The organism is Agathobaculum sp. Marseille-P7918 (assembly GCF_964248325.1).
Classification (GTDB): Bacteria; Bacillota; Clostridia; order Oscillospirales; family Butyricicoccaceae; genus Agathobaculum.
The window spans coordinates 217,950-240,347 of record NZ_CAXTXI010000003.1; the positions used below are offsets into that span (position 1 = coordinate 217,950).

Consider the following 22,398-nt stretch of genomic DNA (forward strand, 5'->3'; position numbering starts at 1 on the left):
TGATTAAGGCGGCACCGCAGGGAGCGGTGCCGCCTGATTTGTAGAGGAAGAGAAGAATAAGGGAGGCGGGCAGAATGAAACGATCGATTGCCGTAATGGTGCTCGGCATCCTGCTTTTGTCCGGGTGTACACAGCAGACCGATGTGATGGAGCCGACGGCGGAGGAGACTGTCAAGGTCAATCCGCAGACACAGGCGCTGGAGGCGGCGACGCAGGCGGGACTTCTCAGCGAGGATACGACAGTTGGGCTGAGCGAACAGGAAGCGCTGCAGCAGGTTGCCGGAGCGGTGGATGAGACACGGTACGACGTAGAGGCGACGGAAGAGACGCTTTCTGTCGGCGCGGATGCGGCGTCGGCGCGCGAATACTATGTGTTCGTGGTCAGCGATACCACCGGCCGGACGGTTGGCAAGGTGGCGGTGGACCGGGAGACCGGCGAGAAATATAACTATCTGGGGGACGGCGTGTTGGATGATTACGCCACCTTCCCTCTGTATGACGCGGAGGCCGAACAGCACAAGGGATGGCCGGGCAGCTATGTCAGTCCTGCGGGCGTGACGCTGACCATCACGCAGGAGGAAGAAACCGGGATTGCGTATTGCTTTTCCGACGGCACAGAGGGCACGGCAGCAGTCAATGGCGAGACGGCCAAATCCGCAGACGAGCAAATGAATTTCCTGCTCGCGGACGGGATTGTAACGGTCGCCGGCGGTGGCCTGACGGGCAATTATATCGCACAGTGAGGAAAAGGGGGAGATGCAGTGCGCAAGCAACGGAAAGGCTTTGCGTTTTTGCTTTTTGGTATCCTGCTGGTGCTGATGGAGTATTCCGATCCGTGGATACCGATTATTGATGACATGCCATGGAGCCTTTTGGGGTTGGTGGCTGGTATCGTGGGTCTGATACTGGTGCTCAATGGTGGAAAAGACGAATAACGGCCGCACATAAAGAGCCGCGGGGCAAACGCCTCGCGGCTCTTTTCATACCTGGTTTCTTATTCGACTTCGCTTTCGCCCAGCAGTTCGAGCACATCGACCGGTGTGCCTGCGCGGGCAGCTTCCACGTGCAGATGCGGGCCGAGGGCCGCTTCCGCGTCGATGGTTTCTGCAACCGTGCCGAGCGCTTCGCCTGCGGCAACAGCCTGTCCTTCTGCGACGCGTACATCGGTCACGCCGCAATAGGTCGAGGTCAGGTCTGCGTCATGCGAGAGCGTGACACATGTGCCGTACAGTCCGTCTTGGGTGACCTTCTGTACTGTGCCGTCGGTCAGCGCCATGACGGTTTCCCCGGCTTCGGCGGCAAAGTCCGTGCCGGTGTGCACGCGCCAGTCGCCAAAGGTCGGCTGAAACAGCAGTTCATCGCCGGAGAACGGTGTGATAACCGCGCCGGAAACCGGACGCACATAAACCGGTGCGGATACGGTTTCGACCGGTGTAGGAGCAGGTTCTGCGGTTTCAGCGGCAGTATCCTCGGTTTCTTCGCTTTCTTCGGGCTGTGCATCCTCGTCCTCATCTGTCGGAACTGTTGCGTCGGTCTCGCCGTTCTCCTCGGACAGCACCGGCGTGTCCTCGCTCAGGTCGGGCAGTGTCTCCGCGGGCGTGACGATGGGCAGGCTGGCCTGCGTTTCATCATCTGCGGGCGCGGTGGCGTCCGACCAGAGCACCCACGCGGATGCCGCGATAATCAGGGCGCAGACGGTCAGAATGGTGTAGAAGCCGCGGGTCGAAAGGACTGCGGTATGTTTGGAATGATATTGTTTCATATCCCTTTACCTCCGTTTTCCTCAGTATGACCGCGGAGAAAAGGGTTTATACATTGCCAAGCACAGTATTCGGATAATAATGCGCTAAAATTTCTGTGTAATCTGCGCCCTGCTCGGCCATGTACTTGGCGCCGTATTGCGACAGGCCGACGCCGTGCCCGTAGCCGATGGTATGGAAGGTGATGCTGTCATCTGTGGTGGTGATGGTGAAGTTGGTCGATTGCAGACCGAATAACTCGCGCACGGCGGTGCCTTCGACGGTCACACCGCCGAGCTGTACCGTGATGATACCGCCCGCATCCGAACGGACGGATGCTTTAAACCAGTCGTTCGGCGGGCCGGATACATCCGCTGAAGGAAATGCCTCCGCCACTTTCTCTCGAAATTCCGCTGCGGAAACGGTCACCGCTGCCTCATAATTGCTGTATGCTGTGCCGCCCGGACTGACCACGCTTTGCAGATAGGGCACGTCCTCGCCCCATACGTCGCGCGCGGCTTCGGTGCGCGGACCGCTGACACAGTGGAACACAGCAGCAATCGGCGCGCCGTCATAGGTCAGGATTTCTCCCTCGGTGTCCTGCACGGCCTGCTGTACGCGCGACAGGTCGCTGCCGGATGCGGTTTCCACCGCAATATCACGGTAGGCGGCACAGTGATGGTAGTCGTCACAGACGTCGGCGTCGGGATGCGCGGCAGGACGGCCCGCCGCCATTTTATAGACCGCATAAGTACGCGCAGCAACCGCCTGCGCTCGAATCGCTTCAAGCGGGAAGTCGTTGGGAATCTCGGCCGCGACCACACCGGCAACATAGTCCTCCAGCGGCAGCTGGGTCGGCTGATTGTCAACCAAAACCGTGACGGTGGAGTAATCGCCTGTCGGCGCGGTTTCCGTTGCAGTCGGTACGGAAGCGGATGCTGTTTCGCCGGTTTTCGGCTCGTCGTCGTAAAGCAGAAGGGCGGGCGCCAGATATAACGCCAAAACCAGCCCGCATCCGGTGAGCAGCAGTTTACGCATGTCCGATGCCTCCTTTCTCTGATAGTATATGCGGGTTAAAAATTTGATAGCACACCAAATGTAGGCGGATGTTGACAAGCCTTCCAATATATTGTATTATAGAAATCAAGAAATACGAACAAATGTTCGATAAAAGCAAGGAGGCATGAAATGCAGCTGCAAGAAATGGCAAGGGAGTACCGGTCCAACACAGCGCTTCTGGAGCTGCGAGTGAAACAATTGCAAACGGCGCGGCGCCGTGCGGAACAGAATGAGGTGAAATATCGGCTCAAACGGCGCATCAACTGTCTGCAGGCCATGATCAACGAAAACCGCAAAACAGCTTTTGTACTGGAGCATTATTATGACAGAGGAGGAGATGCACATGAAAACGGAAAGGCTGTCTGAGCAGGCGGCAAATCACGCAGCATACGAGCGGTATGTGGCGGAGATGGGCGAGGATGACAGCGCGTTTCGCGCAAAATTCCGCGAGGCATTTTTTGATGCACTGCAGGAGCAGCTGACCGCGCGGCAGTATCAAGTGCTGTGGCTGAGCGAAGTCGAAGGGCTTTCCGGCAAGGAGATCTCCTATCGATTGGGCATCAGTCAATCGGCGGTGTCGCGCCATCTGACACGCGGAAAAAAGCGGTTGCGGGTGCTGCTGGCCTATAATTTGGAGCTGCGGAACAATGCATATGCATAAACACAGCGGTTTGCCGCTGCTGTATGGAAAACAGTATATGCCGGATGAAAATAAAAAACGCCTCCGGGAGCAAAATGTCCCGGAGGCGCAGCGGCAGACAAAAAAGAACGCGACATCAGGCCGCGCTATTGCACCGCCCCGTCGCGTGTCTTTAGCAATAAATAAAAACGGTTTCGAGCGAAAGTTGTTCAGCTGTCCACCGAGGATGCTAGAATTATAGCACCGGCAGAACAGCAAGACAAGGTTAAAATCCGACAAAATCTTGTTTACAATTTATTCATAATTGTACAATTCGACAAAACAACGAAAGAAAAGTACAAAAATGCGGCAAAGTAAATAAAAAATAAGAAATTACTTTACAAATTCGTGCGGACATGGTATCATATATTGTACTTTCGCCCCGTGCTTAGCTGCCGGAATCTCGGGCATGTCCCTACCGTGCCCATTTCACCAGCCGCAGCCCAGCCTGTGGGTAAGTAAAAAATATTATTTGAAAGGTGAAACGCAACATGATCCGTAAGGAAGAAAAGACTGCCGTTATCGAGGCAAACCGCACTCATGCAACCGACACCGGTTCTCCGGAGGTTCAGGTAGCCATCCTGACCGCGCGCATTCAGGAGCTGACCGAGCACCTGAAGGTTCACAAGAAGGACAACCACTCCCGCCGCGGCCTGCTCAAGATGGTCGGCCAGCGCCGTTCCATGCTGGCTTACCTGCAGAAGAAGGACATCAACCGCTATCGTGCGCTGATTGCCAAGCTCGGCATCCGTAAGTAAGAAGAACAAGCAAATAGGGGAGCAGTCTGCTCCCCTGTTTCTGTTTTCAAAAAGAAGGCGGCAAAACCGCTTTTTAGCAGTTGAAGCAGAGCCGGAGCCGGGTTTTCCGTGTTTGCTTCAAGTGCTAAAAAAGGGATGAGCCGCCCTCCGCAACACAAAAAAGGAGGAAAAAACATGGCAAACATCAACCACTTTGACTTCAAAAACTATCGTGTTTTTGAAACCGAGATCGCCGGCCGCAAGCTGACGGTCGAAACCGGCAAGATGGCGCAGCTGGCCAACGGTTCCTGTCTGGTGCGCTATGGCGACACCGCCGTGCTGGTCACCGCGACTGCATCGGCCAAGCCGCGCGACGGCATCGACTTTTTCCCGCTCTCGGTTGATTTTGAGGAGCGCCTGTACGCAGTAGGCCGCATTCCGGGCAGCTTTATGCGCCGCGAGGGCCGTCCGAGTGAGCGCGCGATTCTGGCGTCCCGCCAGATTGACCGCCCGATGCGTCCGCTGTTCCCGAAGGACCTCAGAAATGACGTGTCTATCGTCTGCACGGTGCTGGAAAACGATTATGATAACTCTCCCGAGGTAGTGGGCCTGCTGGGCGCGTCCATCGCGGTTTCGATTTCGGACATCCCGTTCGACTACGTTGTTGCCGGCTGCCAGGTCGGCATCATCGACGGCAAGACCGTCATTAACCCGACGAGTGAGCAGCGCAAGCAGTCCGAAATGGACGTTACTCTGTGCGCAACCAAGGACAAGATTGTCATGATCGAGGCGGGCGCGAAGGAAGTGCCCGAGGACGACATGTTCAACGCTTTGATGGAAGCGCATGAGGAGCTCAAGAAGATGTGCGCGTTCATTCAGGGCATCAAGGATGAAATCGGCAAGCCGAAGTTCGAGTATGAGCATCACGACATCGACCATGACTTGTTCGACAAGCTTGAGGCAGAGTGCAACGACAAGTTCGAGGTTGCGATGGATACCGACGACAAGACCGTCCGCGATGCAGGCGTGCGCGAAATCGTCGATGCGTTTGAGGCTACTCTCTCCGATGAATACAAGGAAGAGCATGGTGCAAACCTCGCTGAGTGCGTGGACAAGCTGGAAAAGAAGATTGTGCGCCGCTGGCTGGCAAACGGCAAGCGCGTCGACGGCCGCGGCATGGAGGAAGTCCGTCCGCTGGCAGCCGAGGTGCATGTGTTGCCGCGCGTGCACGGTTCGGGTATGTTCACCCGCGGCCAGACGCAGGTGCTGACGCTCTGCACGCTGGGCACGCTGGGCGATGCGCAGGAGCTGGATACCATCTTTGAAGAGACCGAAAAGCGTTATATCCACCATTACAACTTCCCGTCCTTCTCGGTCGGTGAAACCCGCCCGTCCCGCAGCCCCGGACGTCGTGAGATTGGTCACGGTGCGCTGGCCGAGCGCGCACTGCTGCCGGTTATCCCGCCGGTCAGCGAGTTCCCGTACGCGCTGCGTCTGGTTTCCGAGGTCATTTCCTCCAACGGATCGACCTCGCAGGGCTCGGTCTGCGGCTCGACTCTCGCCCTGATGGACGCCGGCGTGCCGATCAAGGCGCCGGTTGCGGGCATTTCCTGCGGTCTTATCACCGACGGCGGTCAGGAGACCACCTTCACCGATATTCAGGGCGTGGAGGATTTCTACGGCGACATGGACTTCAAGGTTGCCGGCACTAAGAAGGGCATCACGGCCATTCAGGTTGATATCAAGGTTGATGGCCTGACTCCGAACATCATCAAGCAAGCGTTTGAGAAGTGCCGCGTGGCACGTTACGGCATTCTGGATGAAATTATGCTCAAGGCCATCCCGGCACCGCGTGAGGATGTGTCCGAGTGGGCGCCCAAGATGACCACCATGCACATCCATCCGGATAAGATCCGTGAGGTTATCGGCAAGGGCGGCAGTGTGATCCAGAATATCGTAGCCGAGTCCGGCGCGAAGGTTGATATCGAGGATGACGGCACAGTCACCATCGCGGCGGTCAAGGCTTCCGATGCGGACAAGGCCAAGAAGATGATCGAAGCGATCGTCAAGGAGCCGGAGCCGGGCGAAATCTACTACGGCAAGGTTGTGCGCCTGATGAACTTCGGTGCGTTCGTCAACCTGCTGCCGGGTAAGGACGGCATGGTGCACATCTCCAAGATGGCGGACCACCGCATCGAAAAGGTGGAGGACGCTGTCAAGGAAGGCGATATGGTCTGGGTCAAGGTCATGGAGATCGATGACAAGGGCCGTGTCAACCTGTCCATGAAGGACGTCAAGGAAGAGGAAAAGGTTAAGTAATTCCATCTTGCAAAGATAGAAATACAAGGGACTCCGGCAGTCGAATGCGCCGGAGCCCCTTTTCCATTTGCCCCGCATATACAGCGTGTGTTATAATAAAAAACAATCCCGATTTGGAAAGGAAATGAACCGATGGCCCAGACCTCCGTATCGCTCCCTGAGGGCGACCTGCGTGTCGCGCGCTGTGACATGCTGGACAAGCTGATTGCCGCTGCGGACGGCGACGCGGCGCTGTTGTATCTTTATGTTCTGCGGCATGGTAGCGCGGACGGAAAAACCGCGGCGCGTGCGCTGCATCTGTCGCAGGAGCGATATGAGCGCGCGGCGTTCACGCTCAACGGCTTGGTCACGCCTGCTGTGCCGCCGCAAGCGGACAAACCTTCGGATACGCCGCAATACACGGCGGACGAACTGCGCCGCGCACGGCTGGACGACCACAAGTTTGCGGCGGTCTGCGACAGTGCGGAGAGCGTGCTCGGCCGCACCCTGACCGAGGGACAGCTGCGCTGTCTGCTGACGGCCTACGATCACCTTGGCCTGTCCGCGGGCGCGATTATTGAGCTTCTTTCCTATCTCAAGGGCGAAAAAGGCGTGGTACGGCTGAGCGACATCCGACGCGAAACCTATCTGTGGGCGGATATGGGGGTGGTTTCCGCGCAGCAGGCGCAGCAGTATCTGGCACGTAAGGCAAACGAAAAACCGTTGAGTGAGGCGGTTTACAAGGCACTCGGCGCAGACCCGGCGCAGCCTGCACCCAAGGAACAGCGCGTGTGCCGCTTTGCACTCGCGCACGGCTTCCCGCCCGAGGCGATCGAACTGGCGGTTCGTCGCACGGACAAGCAGCAGGGACACAAGAGTCTGGACTACACGCTGGGCATTTTACGTCGCTGGGACGAGGCGGGTGTACATACGGTCAGTGAAATCACCGCGCTCGAACCCGAGACGCGGGCGGCGGTCGGACAGACCCCGGCGCAGCCGACCGATCCCGGCACGCTGGCCGCGTGGGAACAAGACTGGGCGGCGCGCGTGCGCAGTCATCGCCGCAAAACGGAGGAATAAGCCATGGGATACGACAGAAAACTTTTGGCGGCGGCGCGGCGTGAGCTGGAACGTGAGCGCACAGCGCGGAGTGAAGCATTTGAGGCGCGTCGGCGTGAGGTATATGCACGAGAGCCGCGTATTCGCGCAATCGATCGCACGCTGTCGCAGACGGCGGCATCGGTATTGCGCGCGGCGCTCAATACAGGCGGCGACCCGGCCGCAGCCATCGAGCAGCTGCGCGGGCAGAATCTGGCTTTGCAGGCCGAGCGTGCGGAACTGCTGCGCGGCATGGGACTGGATGCGGATTATCTGACCGAAAAACCGATGTGTGAAAAGTGCGGCGACACGGGTTATGCAGGCAGCGCAACCTGCGAATGCGTCAAAGCGCGGTATGCCGCTCTGCTGCGCGAGCAGCTGTCCGCAGTGCTGCCTATCCGCGACCAGAATTTTGCGCATTTCCGTATGGATTACTATTCCACCCGACCGGACGCGCGTCTGGGTTTGTCTCCGCGGGAAAATATGGAGTATAATCTGGATGAGTGTAAGGCATATGCCGAAAAATTCGGTGCGCATTCGCCCAATCTGCTTCTGTATGGCTCGACCGGGCTGGGTAAGACCTTCCTGTCGTCCTGTATTGCCGAGGCGGTGGCCGCGCGCGGATTTTCAGTGGCGTATGATACGGCAATCAATATCGTCGCGGCGTATGAGACGATAAAATTCGGCAATGGCGACGGCGAGGCCGCGGCCGAGCGCGCGGCACGCTATGAGCGCGCCGATCTGCTTATCATTGACGATATGGGAACCGAAATGGGCACGGCATTTACGGTGTCTGCTTTGTATAACCTTATCAACAACCGCTTGATGGCGGGGCGGCCGATGATTGTCAACACCAACCTGCCGCCGGAGGCGCTGGCGGAAAAATATTCGCCCGCCGTGGCGTCGCGTCTGTTGGGTGAGTTTGTGTCGCTGCGCTTTTTCGGGGACGATATTCGACTGATGAAAAAGCAAAAGAAAATGTAAACAATTCTTTCACAGCACGTTCAAAGTTTATTCACATATTCCCTGGCTGTATGGGGTATACTAAGCATGTCGATAAGGGAAGCCGCAATCCCGAATCGACAGCCTACCGATCTTTTATTTCTCTTTTACCCCCCTTTATTTTGTGAAATGAGCGAAAACCCCCCGGTTCCATTTCCCCCATGGACCGGGGGTTTTTCCCGCTCTTCTGGCGGCGCGGGCAATGTCATAAACCTTTCAAAGTCTGTTCAAAAGCTGTTCACACTTTTTCGGCCCGCGTGCGCTATACTATGATTGTCGGAAGGGAAAGACACCATCCCAACCGATACCCCCTTTTTACATTATGTTTTCTTTCTTTCACCTTTTCTTTTTATCCTCTTTTTCATTTTGCATTGGCGTGCGCCCTGTTTTCCATTCCCCCTTTTGGAAAACAGGGCGTTTCCCATGTTTACGGAAAAACAGACAGGAAACAATTCTTTCACAGCATATTTATAATCTGTTCACACTTTCCCGCGCTGCATGGGGTATACTAAGTATGTCGATGAGGGAAGCCGCAATCCCGAATCGACAGCCTACCGATCTTTTATTTCTCTTTTACCCCCTTTTTCAAATCTGTGTAGTGAATGGGCAAAGCGCCGTCGTCTCGTTTCCCCCGACGAGACGGCGGCGCTTTCCTGTTGTGCGCAGTCGGATTGTGTAGGTTTGTCAAACATATTGGACAGAGAACTCAAAAGGAGAAAGCCAACCCAGAGGCCTCATGGGAAAGTTGTTGGAGCGGTGGTTATGGACGGCAAGCTGCTTGGTGAAGTCTTGGAGGGAGTAAAAGCAGTGGGAAGAATAGAAACGCTTTTGATCCTCCCTGTGGCTACGCTCCACCTTGCCATTGTGTCGTGGTGTGTAGGGACGGATGAGTTTATGCCGGATGCCTAGCTCGGCAGCGGTGACCTCAAACAGGGTGGGCAGATCCCGTCTGCTGTTGGAGAAACGATTGGTAAACTCAAAGCCATTGTCCGTCTGCACGCACTCTACCCGGATACCTCGGCGGGCGTACCACTTGAACAACTTTTTGAGGAAATCAGCAGAAGAAAAGGTGTTTTGCTCAGAATAGGCAGCCAGGAATCGCAGGCGGGTAAACTCATCAATAGCGGTTATACTGAAACAGGCGCAGTTCTGGGTCAGCAATGCACTTGCGGGGCACCACCTTCACGTCCACCTGAACACGCTGACCTGGATAGGTCATCTGCTCGTAAGGCTTTGGTTTATACACTTTTTTCTTCGAAGCAGCAGGAAACAGTCCAAGTTTGCGCATGACTCGGAACAGGCTCTCCGGGCGGCGGGTATAGCCTCGCAGCCGCAGCCGGTGCCACAGCTCCACCATGCCGAGGTTGGGATTGCGGCGGCGCATATCCCGAATCAGCTTCAGTTCTGTCTCCGTATGCTGATTTGGATGGCTATGGGGACGTCTGGACTGACAGGCCAGGGATTCCACCGTGCCATCCCATCGAGCCTTCCAGAAGTAGATGTACGACCGACTCTTGTTGTACTTCCGGCTGGCACGGCTCACACCGTATTTCTCTGCGTACTTCATTAGAGATTGCCGATACGCCATGTCCTGTGTTATACTCTTGCTCATGAAGGATATGGCCCCCTCTCGTCAAGTTAAGTGTCGCAACTCAACTTTAACCGATGTGGCCCTATCCTTCATTCCTTTTTTATTCAACTGTCCAAGATGTATTGTACTCTTACACTTTCCTGTTGTGCGCAGTCGGATTGCCCCTTGCGCAAGAGAAAGCAATGCGGTATACTAAAAAAAGGCGAGTAAAGATATGTTAGGAGTTGTTGTAGTATGGGTTGTTCGCATAACTGCGAATCCTGCTCTGCTGGCTGCGGCGGTGAAAAGAGCCTGAAGGTCTCGGCAAATCCCGCGGCTTCGGTTAAAAAGGTCATCGGCATTGTGTCCGGTAAGGGCGGTGTGGGCAAAAGCCTGCTGACCTCGATGCTCGCGGTCGGTATGACGCGCAAGGGTTATACCTGCGGCATTCTGGATGCGGATATCACCGGTCCGTCCATCCCCAAGACTTTCGGCGTGCACGACAAGCTGGAAGGTTGCGAGGAGGGCATTCTGCCCGCGCGCAGTGAGGGCGGCGTGCAGATGATTTCGATCAATCTGGTGCTGCCGAACGAGGATGACCCGGTTATCTACCGCGGACCTATCATCGCAGAAACGGTAAAGCAGTTCTGGTCGGACGTAATATGGGACGACGTGGATTTTCTGTTCGTCGATATGCCGCCCGGTACGGGCGACGTGCCGCTGACCGTGTTCCAGTCCCTGCCGGTAGACGGCATTCTGGTCGTTACTTCGCCACAGGATCTGGTCAGCATGATCGTGGGTAAGGCAGTTAAGATGGCGAAAATGATGGACATTCCGCTCATCGGCGTGGTGGAGAACTACAGCTATCTGGAGTGTCCGGACTGCGGAAAGCACATTACAGTCTTTGGCGAAAGCCATGTGGACGAGGTAGCGGCGGGATACGGCCTGCCTGTGCTGGCCAAGCTGCCGATTGACCCCAAGCTGGCCGCTGCAGTGGACGCGGGCAAAATCGAGGATGCCAAGCTGCCTGACGCGCTTTCCGGTGCGCTCAAGACGGTGGAGGGCCTTCGATGAATATCGGCGTAGCATATGACGGCGGGCAGATCGCCAAAAATCTGGGCGAGTGCCGCTCGTTTCTGATTGTCAGCGCGGAGGGACAAAACCCGACAGGCAAGCGGTTGGCTTCTGTAGAGGGAACCAGTACGACCGATTTGCTCAAGCTGGCGAGCATGGAAAAAATTGATGTGCTCATTTGCGGCGCGCTGGGACTCGCCATACGCAACGCGCTGGAGATGATCGGCGTGCTGCTTGTGCCGGGCTGCGAAGGTTCGGCTGAGGAAGCGGTTGCAAAATTTCTGGTGGGTGAAAGACAGGGCGATCCGGCGCTGCTCGAGATCGGGCGGGAGGAAGACCCGGACGATCCGATGGCATGCATGCATGACTGCGCCAAGTGCGCTGGCTGCGGCCCGATAGAAATTCTGCGGCAGATCCCGGAAGGACAGGAAGAGAACTGAAAAACAAACGGGGCGTCCGATGCGGGACGCCTCGTTTTTACGGAATCGTCCGAAAGGGGGCGGACGGTCATAACCCTTTGGAGTATCGGGAGGAAAAATGAGGAAGTTAGTTTATCGGTATTTGTGGTTTACCATTGGCGTCATCATCAACGCGTTCGGCGTGGCTATCATCACGAAGGCGGCGCTCGGCACTTCGCCTATTTCGAGCGTACCGTATGTGCTCAGTCTGCGGTTTGCGCCCTCGCTTGGGCAGTTTACTTTTGTGTTTAATCTGCTGTTCATTGCGGCTCAGGTGATTTTGCGCGGACGCAGGTTCCCGCCAATTCAGTTTTTGCAGATTGTGGTCAATCTGGTGTTCAGCGCGTTTATCGATGTCGGCATGAAAGCATTGTGGTGGTTTGAGCCTTCTTCGCTGCCGGTCAAGATTGTGGCGCTGGTGCTGGGCTGCGCGGTTTTAGGCTTCGGCATCAGTGTAGAGGTTGCGCCGGATGCGCTGCTTGTGCCGGGCGAGGGCGTTGTGGGGGCGATTGCCGACCGGACGGGCAAGCGCTTCGGTTCGATCAAAATTGCGTTCGACGTGACACTGGTTATCATTGCACTGATTTTGTCCTTTGTTTTCTTCCGCGGTATCAACGGATTGGGCGTTGGCACGGTGGTTTCCGCGCTGATTGTAGGGCGGTTTGTCAACCTGTATAACGCGTATCTGCCGCTCATTCCGCGCATTCGCATGCTGCGTGCGGTGGCGGTGCTGCAGGCGGAGCAGGAGATGGTTGTAGACCCTCAGGGACTACAGGCCGAGGTTGAGATAGAGGGCTGAGAGAGTCGCTCCTGTGTTCACGCGGGAAAAAAGCAGGGCTGTTCGCGTTTGGCGGACAGCCCTTTTGTCAGCAAACGGCGAAAATAATCTTGCGATGCAAGGAAATTTATCGAAAAATGCTGATGCTTTTTATACAGGGGTGTTGTATAATAAATCTATAACCGAAAACGGGGCGTCGCGACCCCACGGAAACGGAAGGATTTTCTGCGATGGATAAGATTACCGCCGCCTTGGTTGGCGGCCTGTTTGACGAGGGCGGTTTTTCCGCCTATGCGCGTCCGGTGCTGTTCGGTACGGCGGGCGATACGGTGCGGGATGAACTGCCTGACGCCGTGGATGCGTGCTACTTTGTGCATGACGACCGGGAGCCAGCGCTGGCAGGTGCGGAGAGCATTGCGCTGACGGAGGGCAACCGTTTTGCAGCGCTCGCCAATCTGCCGGAGAGCGAACATGTGCTTGTAGTTGCTGCGCCGTTCGTACTGACCGAGGACGACGCGCTGACGCATTTGGTCGAGACGCATGTGACGACCGGCTACGGCGTGAGCGTGCTGGTGGCGGAGCAACAGGGCTTTGACGCGGAGGGGCAGCCCATTCCGCGCGATGCGCACTGTCTGGCTGCGATGTTCACCTATGAGATGCTGAAAAAAGCGCTGGCGTCGGGCGGCGATACGCTGGACACGCTGGTTGCCGCAGCAGTGTCCGCAGGCGCGCAGAAGGGCGTTGCTGTCACCAATGAGATCGTCGAAATTTGCGACGGCGGATCGGCCTATATCGCATTCCGTGCGATGGTGGGTCGCGTCAACTTTGCGCTGATTGACAAGGGCGTACAGATTTTCGATCCGGAAAACACCTATATTGCGCCGGACGCCGAGATTGAGGCGGGCGTAACCATTCTGCCCGGCTGCCATATCCGTCCGGGCTGCAAGGTGGGCGCGGGTGCGGTCATCGGTCCAAACTCCATTCTGGAAAAGGCGGAGATCGGCGCGGGGACGACGGTTAACAATTCGCAGGTGTATGAGTCCAAGATTGGCGCACACACTACGGTTGGGCCGTTTGCCTATGTTCGCCCGCAGTGCGTGGTGGGCGACGGCTGCCGCATCGGTGACTTTGTCGAGCTGAAGAAGTCCACCATCGGCAACGGCACCAAGGTGTCCCATCTGACCTATATCGGCGACGCAACCGTCGGCGAGCGGGTGAATTTCGGCTGCGGCACGGTTGTGGTCAACTACGATGGGTATCATAAGTACCAGACTGTCATCGGCGACGATTGCTTCATCGGCTGCAATACCAATCTGGTTTCGCCGGTCACGCTGGGCGATCGCGCGTTCACTGCGGCCGGTGCTACCGTGACCAAGGATGTGCCGGCGGGTGCGCTGGCGGTGGCCCGTGCGCGGCAGACCACGCTTGAGGGCTGGAACGACCGCCGTCGCGAGGCGCATGAAAAAGAGCAAAATAAAAAGTAAAGATAGAAAAACGGGATAAATTTTATCATTATGACGGAGGCTTACCAATGATTTCTCACGGAAAAAATATTAAAATTTTCTCCGGCAACTCTCACCCCGCACTGGCAATGCAGATTGCGTCCGCGCTCGGCCTGTCGATCGGCAAAGCGGCGATTTCCACCTTCGCGGACGGCGAGATCTCGGTTTCCATTTCCGAGTCCGTGCGTGGTTCGGACGTGTTTCTGGTACAGTCCACCTGCGGTCCGGTCAACAACAATCTGATGGAGCTGCTCATCATGATCGACTCCTGCAAGCGTGCATCTGCCGGCCGCATCACGGCGGTTATCCCTTATTTCGGCTATGCGCGGCAGGATCGCAAGAGCAAGGCGCGCGATCCGATTTCGGCCAAGCTGGTTGCAAACCTTATCACGGCGGCGGGCGCAGACCGTGTGCTCACCATGGACCTGCATGCTGCGCAGATTCAGGGCTTTTTCGATATCCCGGTGGATAATATGCTCGGTTCTTCCGTGCTGATTCCGTATATTGCGGGCAAGTTCGGCGTGGGTACGGATGATACGGTTATCGTCTCTCCCGACCTGGGTTCGGTTACTCGTGCGCGCAAATTTACCGAAAAGCTGGACATGCCGCTTGCCATCATTGACAAGCGCCGTCCCAAGGCGAACGTATCCGAGGTCATGAACATCATCGGCAACGTCGAGGGCAAAAAGTGCATCCTGGTAGACGACCTGATCGATACGGCAGGTACGCTGGTGCATGCGGCGGACGCGCTGGTGGAAAAGGGCGGTGCGACCGAGGTTTACGCCTGTGCGACCCATGGCGTGCTGTCCGGTCCGGCAATCGAGCGGATTGCGAACAGCCCGATCAAGGAGATGGCGATTCTGGATACCATTCCGCTGCCGAGCGAGAAGAAGCTGGACAAGATCAAGGTTCTGTCGGTAGCGCCGGTGCTCACAGAAGCCATTGCGCGCATTTATGAAGAGGTTTCGGTATCGACACTGTTCGACTGAGACAGACGGATGATTTGACAATTTTGGGGGGCGGACGACAGATGCTCGTCCGCCCTCTTTCTCTATCCGGCAGCGAATGGCGGCCGGAAAAATACGGAAAAGCGAGGAACAGGCATGAAACTTCTCACGGTAGGCGATGTGGTCGGTGAGGCCGGTATCGATACGCTGCACGCACTGCTGCGCCGTGTCAAACGTGCGCACGGCGTGGATTTTGTGATCGTCAACGGGGAAAATGCTGCCGGACGCGGCATCACACCCAAGCAGGCGGACGATATTTTCGCCGCAGGGGCGGATGTGGTTACGCTTGGCAACCATGCGTTTGCCAAACAGCAGATCGCGGCTTATCTGGATGAACGGCAGGATATTCTGCGTCCGGCCAATCTGGCTCCGCAAAGTCCGGGACAGGGCTGGGGGATTTACGACGGCCCGCAAGGCCTGCGTCTGCTGGTCATGAACCTAATCGGCCGGTGCGATATGCATTACGGACCTGACAACCCGTTTTTGTGCGCGGATAAGATTTTGCGCGAGGCCGAAGGACGATACGACATCGCGCTGGCGGAGATCCACGCGAACGCAACCAGTGAAAAACTTGCGATGGGGTATTATCTCGACGGCCGCTGCGCCGCTGTTTGGGGTACGCACACCCATGTGCAGACCGCGGACGGGCGGATCAATCCAAAGGGTTCGGGCTATATCACCGATTTGGGTATGACCGGCCCGATTGTGTCCGTGCTTGGCGTGCGGGTGGAGCAGTCGATTGCGATGTTTCGCGGCGACCTGACCGAGTATTTCAAGACTGCACCGGGCGATTGCGCGCTGTCGGGCGCGGTGTTTGAGCTTGGCCGGGACGGTAAATGCACCTCGGTCACCCGCGTTTGGGAGCGCTGCGCGCAGCCGTAAAGACGGAGTATCTATCTGTCGGAAAGGAGGGCGGCGTATGATTGCGATTTTTCTGGCCCCGGTTTATATCCTGCTGAATGTGTATCTGGCGCGCTGGGTACTGCGCTGGACGGGCGCGTGCCATCATCTGTGCGGCACAAAGGCGTTCCGCGCGGTGTTCATCGTCCTTTATGCGCTGGTGGCATCCGCGCCGCTGACCGGCTTTTTGGTTCAGTCGCCGTATCCGCTGCGGCAGTTTCTGCGGCAGGTCGGCAACTACTGGTTTGGCTGGATGCTGTATCTGGTGCTCGCGGTTTTGGCAGTCGAATTGGCATTGTTTGTGATACGCCGCGTGCGGGGCAAAGATTTCGAGCAGATGCAGCAGGTGCGGCGCGTGCAGGGCGGTATCGCGCTTGTACTGGTGTGCATGGTCAGTTTTTACGGCATGGCGCATGCCAAACGGTTGTATGTGACCGATTACGATGTGATGCTGCAGGGCGCAGGCGAGGATATGACAGTCGCGTTACTGGCTGACCTCCATCTGGGATATAGTACCGATCCGGCGTATATCGAGCGGGCGGTCGAGAAGATAAATGACATGCAGCCCGATCTGGTTGTGATTGCGGGAGACATTTTTGATAACGAATACGAGGCCGTTCCCGAACCGGAACGGATTGCGGCGGCGCTGGCGTCGCTCGACAGTACATACGGAACCTACGCCTGCTGGGGCAACCACGATCTGTCCGAGCCGATTCTCGCGGGTTTTACCTGGGACACGGCGGACGAGAACAAAAACGATCCGCGCATGACGGAGTTTTTGAAGAAAGGCAATGTAACGCTGTTGGAGGATCGTGCGGTGACGCTGCCAAACGGTGTGCAGCTGGTCGGCAGGTGCGACCCGGCGCGCAGCAAAAAACTGGCGGCCGAGCGGCTGAGTCCGGCGGAGCTTATCGATCCGCTCGATCCGACTCGGCCGATCTTTGTCATCGACCATCAACCGAAAGAGCTGGAGGCGCTCGCACAGGCGGGTGCAGACCTTGACCTGTCCGGACATACCCACGACGGACAGCTGTTTCCGGGCAATCTGTTTATGCGTCTGCTGTGGGGCAACGCCTGCGGTCAGGAGCAGGTTGGAGAGATGGCTTCGATCGTAACCAGCGGCCTTGGCGTGTGGGGACCGGATATGCGTGTTGGTACGCGCAGCGAGGTGGTCTGCATTTCTGTGCATTTTTCGGAATAATGCACGGAGGACAAGCGTCCACGTGGGAAAAACAGCGAAAAGGGAAGGGGTCTTTTGTACATTTTGCAAGAAGTTGTATAATAACTTGCAAAAATGCGAAAATTTGTTGACGGGACACCCTGTTTTGCAGTATGCTATAAATGAACAACAATTGGCCTGATTGCATAGATGGTGATGAGGCCTTGCAGCAGGCACACCGATGGACGCTTGGGAAGGGCGCCGGCGGTGTGAAAGGAGGAAACAAACAGATGAACCCGTTGCTCAACAAATTTACTTTCACGGACGAGCTGAAGGATGTGCTCGAAAACTGTAAAGGTGTGTCGGTTCCGACCAGCAAGGCGGAGCTGTACGACATGGTATTCGGCCCGGAGCATGCCGATGTGTACGACGTTGTCTTTGACGTGCCGGGCAAAGGTCCGGTCAAGGAAGCGGACGTGACACGCTGCAAGAACGGTGCGTCGGTCAACTTCGTGGAGGATTATATGCGCCGCCGCGAGCCGGACTGCATGCGTATTGCAGACGACAAGCCGACCGATAAAAAGCGCTTTGCAGATGTATACGGCTATCCCTTTGCCGACCTGCGCCGCGAGACTATGGAATGGTTCAAGACGCAGGAGCTGATCCTGATGCCCTTTAATTCGGGCGGCAATATCTACGGTTACGGCTCCATGCTGGTCTGCCCCAAGCAGTGCGCGTTCTTTGCGTTTGCGCTGGCGCATTTGCAGGGCTTTGTCAATGCCGAGGAGAGCGAGGGCTATAAGCCGCGCGCCATCGTTTATGTCGCGCCGCCGTTCCGCCACACCCATTTTGAGGGCAAGCAGGTGGTTGTACACAACCGTCTGGATGACTGCCACGAAGTATTTTCTTACAACCTCTATCCCGGCCCGTCCGCCAAGAAGGGCGTTTACTCGGTGCTGCTGGATATCGGAGAGCAGGAAGGCTGGACTACCTGCCATACGTCCTGCGGCCGTCTGGTGACTCCGTACGAGAACGAGATGGTCATCATGCATGAGGGTGCGTCCGGCGGCGGCAAGAGCGAAATGCTGCAGGACATCGCGCGCGAGCCGGACGGCCGCGTGCTGCTCTCCAAGAATACGGTTACCGGTGAGGAAACCTACCTCAACATGGGCACAACCTGCTCGATTGAGCCGGTTTGCGACGATATGGCGACCTGCTATCCGCAGCTGCAGAACAATTCCGGCAAGCTGGTGCTGGTCGACGGTGAGGATGGCTGGTTCCTGCGCATGGACGGCGTAACGCACTACGGCTGCGACCCGGTGTACGAGCGCATCTGCACTGAGCCGAAGGAGCCGCTCTGCTTCTTCAATATGGAAGGCCATCCGGGTGCAACGCTGCTCATCTGGGAGCATACGCTCGATTCCAACGGTAAGCCCTGCTCCAACCCGCGTGCGATTGTACCGCGCTGGGATGTGCCGCACATTGTCAAGGAGCCGGTGGAGATTGACGTGCGCTCGTTCGGCGTTCGTATGCCTCCTTCGACCCGCGAGAACCCGAACTACGGCATCATGGGCATGATGCATATCATCCCGCCCGCACTGGCATGGCTGTGGCGTCTGGTGGCGCCGCGCGGTTTCAACAATCCCTCGATTGTCACCGGCAATGAACTCAAGAGCGAGGGCGTTGGCTCCTACTGGCCGTTTGCCACCGGTCTGCGCGTCAAGCAGGCGAACCTGCTGCTGGAGCAGATTATGAACAGCCCGAATACCCGTTATGTGCTCATCCCGAACCAGCACATCGGTGTCTACAAGGTCGGCTTTGCGGCCGAGTGGATCTCCCGCGAGTATCTGGCGCGTCACGGCGGCGCAAAGATCCGCCGCGAGCACCTCGAACCCGCCCGCTGCCCGATGCTCGGCTATGCGATGAAGGATATGACCATCGACGGTCAGCGCATCCGCTCCAAGTACCTGCGCGTCGAAACGCAGGACCGTGTCGGTACGGACGGTTACGACGCAGGCGCGAAGATTCTGACCGACTTCTTCCGCAAAGAGCTGGCGAAGTTCGATACGCCTGAGCTTGACCCGCGCGGCAAGCAGATTATCGACTGCTTCATGAACCATGGCACACTCGAGGATTTTGAAGCGATTACTCCAACCAATCTGTAATCCATCGATAAAACAGAAACAAAAAAACCGCTCCCAACGGGAGCGGTTTTTTGCTGTGTTATGAGGTAGAGATGATATCGTGTACGGTCAGGGTGTTGCCTTCAACCGAAAAACGCACCTCGCAGCCTGCAAACAGGAAACCATAGATGCGGCCCGGCTCATGCTGGTATCCCGGTCGCGGGTCCTGGGCAAGGATGGCAAGCAGCGCGTCGCACCGTCCGGCAGGCAGGCGGGCGAGCAGTTCTTCTGTGCAGCACACTTGCAGCACGCCGTCGCGGTTTTGCAGGGCAAAGCCGCCCGTGGCATCCGGATGTGCATCGGTGTAGGCCAGATAGGGCTTAATGTCGAAGATCGGTGTGCCGTCCATCAGGTCGGCGCCTGAAACGTGCAGCACCGGCCCGTCCGGTGTGTGCAGCTCCACCCGATTGAGCCGCACGGAGGACAGTCCGATTGCGTTAGGCCGAAAAGGAGAGCGTGTGGCAAACACGCCCATGCGTCGGTTGCCGCCCAGCTTGGGTGGGCGCACGGTAGGCGACCAGCTGTCGCGTACGGCCTCGGAGAACTGCCAGATCAGCCATAGGTGGGAGAAACCCTCAATGCCGCGCAGCGCGTCCGCGTTGCGGTATTCACGCTCAAACACAATGCGCGCGGGCGCGTCGGCCAGCCCGCTTTGCCGCGGGATGCCGAATTTGGTTGGAAAATCGCTGCGGATGCGCGCGATAATATGCATGGGGACAGTTTGGGACATAAACGACCTTCCTTTGACATTGATGCTATCAGTATAGCATGTCCGCGTCGGGCGCGCAATTCTTCCCGCTTTTACAGATTGTTAATGCATTCGGCACGGAAAAGCGGTATAATGGAAACATACTGATGAGAAAGCAGGGGTAAACTGTGGCGAAAAAGATACTCATCGTCGAAGACGAAGCAAATATCCGCGAACTGCTGCGCCTGTACCTGGAGCGCGAGGGTTATGCGGTAATCGAAGCGGCAAACGGTGTGGAGGGCATCAAAATGTGGAAGTCCGAAAAGCCGGATATGCTGCTGCTGGACGTGATGATGCCGGTGATGGACGGCTGGGCGGTCTGTAAGGAGATTCGCGCGGAAAGCGATGTGCCGATCATTATGCTGACGGCCAAGGGTGAGACGGCCGACCGCGTTTCCGGTTTGGAGATGGGCGCGGACGATTATATCGTCAAGCCGCTCGAAATGCCGGAGGTTATTGCGCGCGTGCGTGCGGTGTTCCGCCGCATGGCGCCGGACGATGCGCCGGAAAAGCTGACGTTTGACAATCTGGTGATTGACAAGCAGGCGTATGATCTGATTATCAAGGGCAAGCGTGTGGACGCGCCGCCTAAGGAAATCGAGTTGCTGTATTATCTCGCCTCCAGCCCGAATCGTGTGTTCACGCGCGCGCAGCTGCTGGACGATGTGTGGGGGTTTGACTATTTCGGCGATACCCGCACGGTGGATGTACATGTCAAGCGCCTGCGCGAAAAGCTGGAGGGCGTTTCGGATAAATGGGAGGTCAAAACCGTTTGGGGCGTCGGCTATAAGTTCGAGACCAAGGAGTAAACTATGGGCAGACGCAGCTTTTTCTTTAAAAACTATGTCACGCACCTGCTGCTGATTGTGTGTGCATTTGCAATAGCGGGCAGTGTGTTCTATTACCAGATGGGCAATTATGCGCTGCAAACCAAGCAGACTGAATTGCGCACGACCGTGCAGAGTCTGGCAGAGCAGACCAGGCTGATGCTCGGCACGGATTCCGATGTGATTCGTGAAATCTATATGCTGTCCATCAGCACGGTGGCCAAGGAGGACGCTATCACGGTTTATGTGACCGACCGAGACGGTGTCATTCAGATGATTGCCGGACCGGACGGTGAAGCAGCCAAGGTGACAGGCTGGATGATTCCGCAGGAGGTGACCGAGCAGATCCGCAAGACGGGCGGTTATGCAGAGGTCGGTCAGCTGGGCGTGCTGGGCGATCGGTCGAGCTACACGGTCGGCACGCGCGTGTCGGGCGATGACGGCGAAACCAACGCGATGGTCTTTGTTTATACGCAGGACGCGACCGCGGCAGGTGTGGTGCGTCATTCCACACAGACGCTGGTGCTCATTCTGCTCATTACGCTGGCGGTGGCGCTGGTGATATCCTTCATCCTGTCGCAGCATATGACGCGGCCGCTCAAGGTGATTGCGGCGGCGGCAAAAGAGTTTGCTGCGGGCAATTTCGATGTGCGTGTACCGGAGGATAACCACTGCTATGAGATTGACGAACTGGCGGTATCCTTCAACAATATGGCACGCGACCTCGACCAGCTCGAGGAGCTGACGCGCGGCTTTATCTCCAACGTCAGTCACGAATTCAAGACTCCGATGACCACAATCGGCGGCTTTGTTGACGGTATGATAGACGGCACCATCCCGGTCGAGCAGCGCGATAAATATTTGCGTATCATTGCGGAGGAGACGCGCCGCCTGTCCCGCATGGTCAACCGTATGCTGGACGCGGCCAAAATCCAGTCGGGCGAACTGATTTTGAACCCGGCTCCGTTTGACTTCTCCGAAATGACCAGCCAGATTATCCTGTCCTTTGAGCAGAAAATTGAGAAAAAACATCTGGAGGTCGAGTGCGATCTGGATGATCGCCTGATGGTCATGGGCGACCGCGATCATCTGTACCGCGCAGTGTATAATTTGGTGGATAATGCGGTGAAATTCATCAATGAAGGCGGACGGCTGTGCCTGCGGGCGCATCCGGAGAACGGCTTCTGTGCGTTTGCCATCACCAACACCGGTATCGGCATTTCGCCGGAGGATCTGCCGCATGTGTTTGGCCGATTCTACAAAGCGGATCGCTCGCGTTCCATGGACAAAACCGGTGCGGGACTGGGCCTGTATATCGTTAAGAATATCATCAATCTGCACGGAGGCGAGATCTCTGTGCGGTCGGACGGCGGCGAAACCGAATTTTCCTTTACGCTGCCGCTGGCGCCCCAGCAGCTGCCGGGCAGCACGAAAAACACTCAGAAATGAACAGCAGACCGTCCGCTTGTCGCGCATTGTGTGCGAAAAAATGGGCGGTCTGTCTGCGCTTGTTCAAAAAATATTCATATTGTTTTCAACAAACCGCCACAATGACGGATTAGAATAAAATCACAAAATCG

23 protein-coding genes are annotated in these 22,398 nt (G+C 56.8%); 18 read left to right on the top strand and 5 right to left on the bottom strand.

Annotated elements, in window-relative coordinates:
* Window positions 1-74 precede the first annotated feature (74 nt).
* Entirely contained in the window at window positions 75-743 is a 669-nt protein-coding gene (locus tag ACESSO_RS06275) for a hypothetical protein (protein ID WP_373164202.1), read from the top strand.
* 18 nt (window positions 744-761) lie between these two features.
* Complete coding sequence (locus ACESSO_RS06280; RefSeq protein ID WP_373164203.1) at window positions 762-935, top strand: hypothetical protein; 174 nt, start codon at window positions 762-764, stop codon at window positions 933-935.
* A 59-nt stretch (window positions 936-994) separates the two neighbouring features.
* Here the strand turns inward: ACESSO_RS06280 and ACESSO_RS06285 are convergent, their stop codons facing one another.
* Window positions 995-1,762, bottom strand: coding sequence for a peptidoglycan DD-metalloendopeptidase family protein (locus ACESSO_RS06285; protein WP_373164204.1), 768 nt, complete (start codon window positions 1,760-1,762; stop codon window positions 995-997).
* Between the two features lie 46 nt (window positions 1,763-1,808).
* Window positions 1,809-2,777, bottom strand: coding sequence for a stage II sporulation protein D (spoIID, locus tag ACESSO_RS06290; protein WP_373164205.1), 969 nt, complete (start codon window positions 2,775-2,777; stop codon window positions 1,809-1,811).
* 150 nt (window positions 2,778-2,927) lie between these two features.
* Between spoIID and ACESSO_RS06295 the strand changes: the two genes are divergently transcribed.
* The 6 genes from ACESSO_RS06295 (at window position 2,928) to ACESSO_RS06320 (ending at window position 8,594) form a co-directional block, all read left to right on the top strand.
* Window positions 2,928-3,164 (top strand): hypothetical protein, encoded by a 237-nt coding sequence (locus ACESSO_RS06295; RefSeq protein WP_373164206.1) that lies wholly within the window; start codon window positions 2,928-2,930, stop codon window positions 3,162-3,164.
* Window positions 3,142-3,459, top strand: a complete 318-nt coding sequence (locus tag ACESSO_RS06300) for an RNA polymerase sigma factor (RefSeq protein WP_373164207.1) — start codon at window positions 3,142-3,144, stop codon at window positions 3,457-3,459. Before ACESSO_RS06295 ends, ACESSO_RS06300 begins: the two co-directional genes overlap by 23 nt.
* Window positions 3,460-3,968: 509 nt before the next feature.
* Window positions 3,969-4,235 carry a 30S ribosomal protein S15 gene (gene rpsO / locus ACESSO_RS06305; RefSeq protein WP_297282848.1) on the top strand — a complete coding sequence of 89 codons (267 nt, stop codon included), beginning with the start codon at window positions 3,969-3,971 and terminating at the stop codon, window positions 4,233-4,235.
* A gap of 174 nt (window positions 4,236-4,409) precedes the next feature.
* Window positions 4,410-6,533: a polyribonucleotide nucleotidyltransferase gene (locus tag ACESSO_RS06310; RefSeq protein ID WP_373164209.1), complete on the top strand. Its 2,124-nt coding sequence runs from the start codon at window positions 4,410-4,412 to the stop codon at window positions 6,531-6,533.
* Window positions 6,534-6,665: 132 nt separating this feature from the next.
* A complete protein-coding gene (locus tag ACESSO_RS06315) occupies window positions 6,666-7,592 on the top strand; it encodes a DnaD domain protein (protein WP_373164210.1) in 927 nt (308 codons plus the stop codon).
* 3 nt (window positions 7,593-7,595) lie between these two features.
* Complete coding sequence (locus tag ACESSO_RS06320) at window positions 7,596-8,594, top strand: ATP-binding protein (RefSeq protein WP_373164211.1); 999 nt, start codon at window positions 7,596-7,598, stop codon at window positions 8,592-8,594.
* Between the two features lie 702 nt (window positions 8,595-9,296).
* Here the strand turns inward: ACESSO_RS06320 and ACESSO_RS06325 are convergent.
* Window positions 9,297-9,773, bottom strand: a complete 477-nt coding sequence (locus ACESSO_RS06325) for a DDE-type integrase/transposase/recombinase (RefSeq protein WP_373164212.1) — start codon at window positions 9,771-9,773, stop codon at window positions 9,297-9,299.
* Window positions 9,730-10,224 carry a hypothetical protein gene (locus ACESSO_RS06330; protein WP_373164213.1) on the bottom strand — a complete coding sequence of 165 codons (495 nt, stop codon included), beginning with the start codon at window positions 10,222-10,224 and terminating at the stop codon, window positions 9,730-9,732. The genes ACESSO_RS06325 and ACESSO_RS06330 overlap by 44 nt, the downstream gene beginning before the upstream one ends.
* A gap of 213 nt (window positions 10,225-10,437) precedes the next feature.
* On the opposite strand from ACESSO_RS06330, the gene ACESSO_RS06335 reads away from it, so the two are divergent.
* From ACESSO_RS06335 to ACESSO_RS06370, 8 genes are all read left to right on the top strand, one after another.
* Window positions 10,438-11,256, top strand: a complete 819-nt coding sequence (locus ACESSO_RS06335) for a P-loop NTPase (protein WP_373164214.1) — start codon at window positions 10,438-10,440, stop codon at window positions 11,254-11,256.
* Window positions 11,253-11,696, top strand: a complete 444-nt coding sequence (locus tag ACESSO_RS06340) for a NifB/NifX family molybdenum-iron cluster-binding protein (protein WP_373164215.1) — start codon at window positions 11,253-11,255, stop codon at window positions 11,694-11,696. The genes ACESSO_RS06335 and ACESSO_RS06340 overlap by 4 nt, the downstream gene beginning before the upstream one ends.
* Window positions 11,697-11,793: 97 nt before the next feature.
* Window positions 11,794-12,513 carry a YitT family protein gene (locus tag ACESSO_RS06345; protein ID WP_373164216.1) on the top strand — a complete coding sequence of 240 codons (720 nt, stop codon included), beginning with the start codon at window positions 11,794-11,796 and terminating at the stop codon, window positions 12,511-12,513.
* A gap of 209 nt (window positions 12,514-12,722) precedes the next feature.
* A complete protein-coding gene (locus ACESSO_RS06350) occupies window positions 12,723-13,976 on the top strand; it encodes a DapH/DapD/GlmU-related protein (RefSeq protein WP_373164217.1) in 1,254 nt (417 codons plus the stop codon).
* A 47-nt stretch (window positions 13,977-14,023) separates the two neighbouring features.
* On the top strand, window positions 14,024-14,983 hold the full coding sequence (locus ACESSO_RS06355) for a ribose-phosphate pyrophosphokinase (RefSeq protein WP_373164218.1): 960 nt from the start codon (window positions 14,024-14,026) through the stop codon (window positions 14,981-14,983).
* A gap of 114 nt (window positions 14,984-15,097) precedes the next feature.
* The gene (locus ACESSO_RS06360; protein ID WP_373164219.1) at window positions 15,098-15,883 is read left to right on the top strand and encodes a TIGR00282 family metallophosphoesterase; all 786 of its coding nucleotides are present in this window, start codon (window positions 15,098-15,100) and stop codon (window positions 15,881-15,883) included.
* Between the two features lie 37 nt (window positions 15,884-15,920).
* A complete protein-coding gene (locus ACESSO_RS06365; protein WP_373164220.1) occupies window positions 15,921-17,102 on the top strand; it encodes a metallophosphoesterase in 1,182 nt (393 codons plus the stop codon).
* A gap of 140 nt (window positions 17,103-17,242) precedes the next feature.
* Window positions 17,243-19,225, top strand: coding sequence for a DUF4914 family protein (locus ACESSO_RS06370; protein ID WP_373164221.1), 1,983 nt, complete (start codon window positions 17,243-17,245; stop codon window positions 19,223-19,225).
* A 58-nt stretch (window positions 19,226-19,283) separates the two neighbouring features.
* Here ACESSO_RS06370 and tsaA read toward each other — a convergent pair whose 3' ends face one another.
* The gene (tsaA, locus tag ACESSO_RS06375) at window positions 19,284-19,973 is read right to left on the bottom strand and encodes a tRNA (N6-threonylcarbamoyladenosine(37)-N6)-methyltransferase TrmO (RefSeq protein WP_373164223.1); all 690 of its coding nucleotides are present in this window, start codon (window positions 19,971-19,973) and stop codon (window positions 19,284-19,286) included.
* A 146-nt stretch (window positions 19,974-20,119) separates the two neighbouring features.
* On the opposite strand from tsaA, the gene ACESSO_RS06380 reads away from it, so the two are divergent.
* Both ACESSO_RS06380 and ACESSO_RS06385 read left to right on the top strand, forming a co-directional pair.
* The gene (locus ACESSO_RS06380; RefSeq protein ID WP_297274467.1) at window positions 20,120-20,800 is read left to right on the top strand and encodes a response regulator transcription factor; all 681 of its coding nucleotides are present in this window, start codon (window positions 20,120-20,122) and stop codon (window positions 20,798-20,800) included.
* Window positions 20,801-20,803: 3 nt separating this feature from the next.
* Window positions 20,804-22,267 carry an ATP-binding protein gene (locus ACESSO_RS06385; RefSeq protein ID WP_373164224.1) on the top strand — a complete coding sequence of 488 codons (1,464 nt, stop codon included), beginning with the start codon at window positions 20,804-20,806 and terminating at the stop codon, window positions 22,265-22,267.
* Window positions 22,268-22,398: the final 131 nt, after the last annotated feature.